General features: G+C 70.9%; 2 protein-coding genes. Both read right to left on the bottom strand.

The genetic code is table 11. The features are described 5' to 3' along the window. On the bottom strand, positions 1-644 hold a 644-nt coding region (locus tag ACH4SI_RS42020), incomplete at its 3' end, for a beta-ketoacyl synthase N-terminal-like domain-containing protein (protein WP_398306361.1). A 15-nt stretch (positions 645-659) separates the two neighbouring features. Then, the coding region (locus ACH4SI_RS42015) for a type I polyketide synthase (protein WP_398306358.1) at positions 660-6,154 on the bottom strand (5,495 nt) is incomplete at its 5' end.

The following is a 6,154-nucleotide window of genomic DNA, read 5'->3' as shown; positions in this document are numbered from 1 at the left end:
TGCAACGCCACCAACGCCGACGAACACGCCGTATCCACCGTCACCGCAGGCCCTTCCAGACCCAACGCATAAGCCACACGACCAGAAATCACACTCGCCGCAGACCCCGTCCCCACGAAACCCTCGACCCCGTCCAGCCTGCCGCCCAACGTATGCAGATAATCCTGACCATTGGTCCCCACGAACACCCCGGTCGCCGAACCACGCAACGACAACGGATCAACACCCGCCCGCTCCAACGCCTCCCACGAGGTCTCCAACAACAACCGCTGCTGCGGATCCATCGCCAACGCCTCACGCGGCGAAATCCCGAACAACTCCGCATCAAACTCCGCCACATCCCGGACGAACCCACCCACACGCACATACGACGTCCCCGCACGACCCGGATCGGGATCGAACAGCCCCTCCAGATCCCAACCCCTGTCCACCGGGAACGACGAAAGCCCATCACCACCCGAAACCAACATCTCCCACAAACCCTCAGGAGAGACCACACCACCCGGAAACCGACACCCCATACCCACAATCGCGATCGGTTCGCTGGCGGCCGCGCGAAGCTGCTGGTTCCGCTGCTTGAGCGTGTTGGTCTCTTCCAGCGACTTCCGGAGCGCCTGGACGACCTTTTCGTACGGTGCACTCATCTGTTGTGACCCCGATCAATCCTGTTCGAAGGGTTCGTCGTCGCCGAGCGCCAGTTGTACGAGATCGTCGACGTCCAGCTCTGCGATCGCCCCCTCCTCCGCGGACTCCGCCCCTTCCGGCTCGTCCTCTCCGGAGGCGGCCAGCCGCACCAGGGCGTCCATCAGTCCCGCCGCGCGGAATCGGTCCAGGGGTACGGACGCCAGCGCGCGCCGCAGCCGCTCCTCGTCCAGACCGGGATCCGCGTCGTCGCCGTCGTCCGGGAACAGCTCGCCACGCAGATAGCCCGCGAGCGAGGCCGGGGTCGGGTGGTCGAAGACGAGCGTGGTCGGCAACCGCAGTCCGGTGGCCGCGGTGAGCCGGTTACGCAGATCCACCGCGGTCAGGGAATCGAAGCCGAAGTCCTTGAACGCGCGGTCCGCGTCGATCGCGGCGGCGGACGAGTGCCCCAGCACCACAGCGACCTGGGTCTGCACCAGATCCAGCAACGACTGCTCCCGCTCGGCCGCGGGCAGGTCCCGCAGCCGCCGGGTCAGCTCGCCGGCCCCCTCGGCGTCGGCGTCGGCGGTCGCGGTCAGCGCCGCGGCCGCCTCGGGCAGGTCGGCGATGAGCGCGCTGGGCCGGGCGAGCGTCAGCGAAGGCGCGAAGCGTTCCCAGTCCACGTCGGCGACGGTCGCGCAGGCCCGGCCGTCGGCGAGTACCTGGTCGAGGGCCGCCACCGCCCGCTCCGGGTCCAATACGCGAACGCCGGAGCGGCGGAACCGTTCCTCGGCCACCTCGTCGGCCGCCATCCCGTCGCCGCCCCACGGCCCCCAGGCCACCGATGTGGCGGGCAGTCCCAGGCCGCGTCGGTGTTGCGCGAGGGCGTCGAGGTGGGCGTTGCCCGCCGCGTACGCGGATTGGCCCGCGTTGCCCAGGACTCCGGCGATGGAGGAGAACAACACGAAGGCGTCCAGTTCCAGGTCCGCCGTCAGCTCGTGCAGATGCCGCGCCGCATCCGCCTTCGCGGCCAGCACACCGGCCAGCCGCTCCGGCGTCAGCTCGGTGATCACCCCGTCGTCCAGGACTCCCGCGGTGTGTACGACGCCGGTCAGCGGCGCATCCTCGGGCATGCCGTCCAGCACGGCGGCGAGGGCCCGTCGGTCGGCGATGTCGCAGTCGGTGACGGTGACCCGCGCACCGAGTTCGCACAGCTCCTGCCGCAGTTCCGCCGCGCCCGGCGCCTGTGCCCCACGCCGGGAGACCAGCACGAGGTGGTCCGCGCCACGCGAGGCCAGCCGACGTGCCACATGCGCGCCCAGGGCGCCGGTGCCGCCGGTGATGAGGACCGTGCCGTGCGGCTGCCAGCCGTCGCCGTCTCCCCGTGTGGTGTCGCGCGTCAGCCGGGCCGCGTACACACCGGAGGAGCGTATGGCGACCTGGTCCTCGTAGCCGTTCGTGTGGCCGTTCGTGTGGCCGTTCGTGCGACTCGCGGCGAGGACGGACACCAGGCGGGTCAGGCTCCGCTTCCCGATGTCCTCGGGAAGGTCGACCAAGCCGCCCCAGCGCTGCGGCTGTTCAAAGGCGACCGTCTTGCCCAGGCCCCACAGCTGGGCCTGGGCGGGGTTGGCCAACCGTTCGCCCGCTCCGACGGAGACCGCTGAGTGGGTCAGGCACCACAGGGGTGCTCCGGCCTCGGCGTCGGCCAATGCCTGCACCAGCGTCAGCGTCGTGGCGGTCGCGATGGGCACCGGTCCGTCGCCGGGTTCTTGCGCTTCGGCTTCGGCCCAGGCCAATAGGGACACCACACCGTCCGCCGAGGTCGCGCGGATCCGGTCGGCGAGTGCTTCGCGGCTCGTCGTGGCGGCGAGGGTCAGCACGGTGACCTCAGCCGCGCCGCCCGCCCGCAGAGCCTGTGCGCACTGCTCGGCCAATCCGTCCTGGGCGGCGGTCAGCCGCTCCGGCACTGCCAGCAGCCAGGTCCCCGACAGGCGGCCCGCACTCGGTACGGTCATCTGCTTCCAGACCACCCCGTAGCGCCAAGCCGACAGCGCCGACTGCTCCTGCTGCCGCTTGCGCCACGTCGACAGCATGGGCAGCACGGTGTCCAGCGGTGTGCCCGCGTCGACGCCGAGTTGGCCGGCAAGGGATGCCACATCGCCCTGCTCAACCAGATTCCAGAACCCGGCTTCGGCACCGCCGAGGCCCACCTCGGTTGTGGTCGCACGCTGGGTCTTGCGGTCCCGCAGCCAGAACCTCCGGCGCTGGAACGCGTACGTCGGCAGTTCCACCCGCTCGGCCCCGGTCCCGGCGAACACCGCCGCCCAATCGACCGTGGCCCCGCGTACGAACAGCTCGGCCACCGCCGTCAGCACGGTTTCGGGCTCGGCATGGCCCTCGCGCAATGCGGCCACGGAAAACGCGGTGTCCGCGCTGTCGGTTCCGGATCGGGTCAGTGCCGTCAGGACCGGGTCGGGCCCGATCTCCAACAGTCGGCCGGCGCCCTGCCCGCCCGTGGTCGCCTCGATCGCGTCATGGAACCGGACCGGCTGCCGGACCTGGCCCACCCAGTAGTCCGGGTTCGTCCAGTCCTTTTCGCCGACCGGCTCGCCGGTGACCGTGCTGACCGCTGGGAGAATCGGTTGCCGGTACGTGACGCTCGCCGCGATCTCGGCGAACTCCGCCAGCATCGGCTCCATCAACGGCGAGTGGAACGCATGGCTGACCCGCAGCCGCGACACCCGGCGGCCCCGCTCCCGCGCAGCGTCCATCACCTGCTCGACCGCATCCTCGTCACCGGAGATCACCACCGCGGTCGGCCCGTTCACCGCCGCGACCGCCGCCCGCTCGCTGTCGGGAAGTCCGTGCAGAATCCCGGCGACCTCGGTCTCGGTGGCTTCGATCGCCGCCATCGCGCCGCCCGAGGGCAGCGCCTGCATCAACCGGGCGCGTCCCGCCACCAGCCGGGCGGCGTCGCCCAGTTCGAAGACCCCGGCGGCGTAGGCGGCCGCCAGTTCGCCGATCGAGTGGCCCAGCACCACGTCCGGGCGCACTCCCCAGGAGCGCAGGAGGTCCACCAGCGCGGACTGGACGGCGAAGAGCGCGGTCTGCGCGTAGCCGGTTTGGTCCAGCCACTCCGCCTCGGCGGAACCCTCGTCGGCGAACAGCACATCGCGCACGGACACCTCGAACGCGGCGGTGCCTTCCAGTTCTGTGTCGAGGCAGTCGCAGACCTCGTCCAGGGTCCTGGCGAAGGCCGGGAACCGTTCATACAGCTCGCGGCCCATGCCGGGCCGCTGGCTGCCCTGGCCGGTGAACATCCAGGCCGTCCGGCCGTCGCCGACCACACCGGACACCACGGTGGCGTCGGTGGCCCCATCGGTGGCGTTGGTGGCATCGGTAGCTGTCGGGGCTGCGAAGGCCGCCGCCCTGACGCGCAGCGCATCGCGGTCGCGCCCCAGCACTACGGCGCGGTGGTCGAGCACGGCGCGGGTGGTCGCCAGCGACATTCCGACATCGACCGCGGCGGGGGAGTGCTCCTCGTACGCGCCGAGGAAGGCGGTCAGACGCCCGGCCTGCGCCCGCACCGCCTGTTCGCTCCGGCCGGACAGCACCCAGGGGACCAGCGGCAGCTCGGCCGACGGCCGGTCCTCCCGCTCGTTCGGACCGTCCCAACCCTCCGGCTCCGCAGCGACAGCCGGATCACCGGTCGGCGCTTCCTCGATGATGACGTGTGCGTTGGTCCCGCTGATGCCGAACGACGATACACCCGCCCGACGTGGCCGCTCACCACGCGGCCAGACACGGGCCTCGGTGAGCAGCTTCACCGCCCCGGCTTCCCAATCCACGTGGGACGAAGGCTCTTCCACATGCAGGGTCCGTGGCAGTCGCTGTGCCCGCAGCGCCATGACCATCTTGATCACGCTCGCCGCGCCGGCCGCGGCCTGGCTGTGCCCGATGTTCGACTTGATCGAGCCCAGCCACAGGGGATCCTGACCGTCACGGCCCTGGCCGTACGTCGCCAGCAGCGCCTGCGCCTCGATCGGGTCGCCGAGCGTGGTACCGGTGCCGTGGGCCTCCACCGCGTCCACTTCGGAGGTCGACAGGCGCGCGTTCGCCAGGGCCTGGCGGATGACACGCTGCTGGGAGGGGCCGTTCGGCGCGGTCAAACCGTTGGAAGCACCGTCCTGGTTGACCGCGCTCCCGCGCACGACCGCGAGCACCGGATGCCCCAGGCGTTGCGCGTCGGAGAGTCGCTCCAGTACGAGGATTCCGCCGCCCTCGGACCATCCGGTGCCGTCCGCGGCGTCCGCGAAGGACTTGCACCGGCCGTCCCCGGCCAGCCCGCCCTGCCGCGAGAACTCCACGAATATGCCTGGCGTGGCCATCACGGTCGCGCCTCCGGCGAGCGCCATGTCGCATTCGCCCGCGCGCAGCGCCTGGCACGCCAGGTGCAGGGCGACCGACGCGGACGAGCACGCCGTGTCCACCGACACCGCCGGGCCCTCCAGGCCCAGCACGTACGACAACCGGCCCGAGGCGATGCTCGGCGTGCTGCCGGTGAGCAGATATCCCTCGGTCTCCGTATCCGGTTCGTCCTCCTGGCCACTGGCGTAGCCGTTGGCCGACACACCCGCGAACACGCCGGTCTGGGAACCGCGCAGGGACAACGGGTCGATGCCCGCCCGTTCCAGGGCCTCCCACGAGGTCTCCAGCAGCAGCCGCTGCTGCGGATCCATGGCAAGGGCCTCACGCGGGGAGATCCCGAACAGCTCCGCATCGAACTCCGTGGCATCCTCCACGAACCCACCGACAGCCGCGATGTCGTCCAGCGCCCGCGTGTCCCAGCCACGGTCCACCGGCAGCGGCGACATCCCGTCACCACCGGAATCCACCAGCTCCCACAACGTCTCCGGCGAAGTCACACCACCCGGATAGCGGCAGCCCATGCCAACGATCACGATCGGCTCATCGACGGCACCCGCACGCACAGCCGGGCGCTCTTCCACCGCCTGCTCCTCGACCACGCCGAGCAGTTCCTCACGCAGATACCCGGCGAGGGAAGCAGGAGTGGGATGGTCGAAGACGATCGTGGCCGGCAGCTGAAGGTCAGTGACGGAGCTGAGCCGGTTACGCAGGTCCACAGCGGTCAGGGAGTCGAAACCGAGATCCTTGAACGCCCTGGTCGGGTCAACTGCCGCGACGGAGGCATGTCCGAGTACCCCGGCGACCGACGTGTGCACCAGATCCAGCAGCATGCGTTCCTGTTCATCCGCGGACAGCCCGAGCAGACGCCGGGCCAGCGCGCTGCCACCGCCAGTGGCGGACTGGCCTGCGGTGCGGCGCTGTTGGGGGGCGGCCGGGACGAGCGCCTTCAGCACACCCGGCAGACTGTCCCGCACCCCGGCCAGTGACGCGGTCCGCAGCGCGACCGGCACCGCGACCGGCTCGTTGACCTGCAAAGCGGTATCCAGCAGCGCCAGCCCGTCCCGCGTGGACAGCGGCGGGAACCCCTGACGCCGAAGCCGGTCGA

The organism is Streptomyces sp. NPDC021212, assembly GCF_044332925.1.
Classification (GTDB): Bacteria; Actinomycetota; Actinomycetes; order Streptomycetales; family Streptomycetaceae; genus Streptomyces.
The sequence above is the reverse complement of the archived record's forward strand: the minus strand, read 5'-3'. Positions and strand labels throughout refer to the sequence as shown.